The sequence below is a fragment of the Pseudomonas putida genome, from assembly GCF_028682635.1.
In the GTDB taxonomy this organism is placed as follows: domain Bacteria; phylum Pseudomonadota; class Gammaproteobacteria; order Pseudomonadales; family Pseudomonadaceae; genus Aquipseudomonas; species Aquipseudomonas putida_AE.
Genome location: NZ_JANHLK010000076.1, coordinates 1 through 824, shown reverse-complemented (window position 1 = coordinate 824; position 824 = coordinate 1). Strand labels below are relative to the sequence as shown.

Annotated in this window: 1 protein-coding gene; it reads right to left on the bottom strand. The window is 65.4% G+C overall.

Annotation, left to right across the window (positions count from 1 at the left end):
• A partial coding sequence (locus NPS56_RS30920; protein ID WP_274078165.1) for an Ig-like domain-containing protein occupies nucleotides 1-824 on the bottom strand: 824 nt, incomplete at both ends.

Here is an 824-nt window from a genome sequence, read left to right as displayed (position 1 = left end):
AGTTGCCCAGGGCGTCAGTGGCCTGGTAGGTGAAGGTTTCGTGCAGGACGTTGGCGCCATCGTTGGCCGGCGGTGTGGTGCTGGCTGGCGCAGTCAGGGTGTAGGTGTAGCTGCCGTCCGGGTGTAGCAGCAGTTGGCCGTAGGTGCCGACGGCATTGCTGACCAGGCTGTAGGTGATGGTGCCGCTGCCGCCGTGGACCGCGCCGACGAGTGTGCCGCTGGCGATTTCGCCGGGGTTGCACGGCTGCTCCAGGGCATTTTCGTAGACGGTCACATCCTGGTCGCTGGCCGCCACCAGGCAGCTGTTGTGCACGTCGATGGTGACCGTGGTGGTGCTTTCATCACCGTCACCATCGCGCAGGGTGTAGGTGAACACGTCGCTCGCGCCCGGGCCACTCACCGTATTCGGGTAGCTGTGATACAGCGCGTTGCCTGCCGCATCCAGGGTCAGGTAGCCGTAGGTGCCGTTGATCTGGCTGCCCACGCCGCCATGCACCGGGGTCGAGGTGTCGTCGCCAGCACGCACGCCGACCACACCACCGCCGGAGCCATCGGAACCGCCAACGTCGTTCACCAGCACATTACCGGTAACGGTTGCGCCCTCGCCCACCGAGGTCGCATCGGGCTTGGCGGTCGGCAGGTCGTCGACGACCTTGACGTTGATTTCGCCACGCGCCTCGCTGCCGTCGGCATCGATGGCGATGACTTCGAAGTTCTCGGTGATGCTGTTGGCGCCGTCGGCGTTGGGGTGGGTGTCGGTGTAGTTGAGGGTGTAGCTGTAGCTCACGACCCCTGTGGCCGGGTCAAAGCCGGTGATGGTCAGG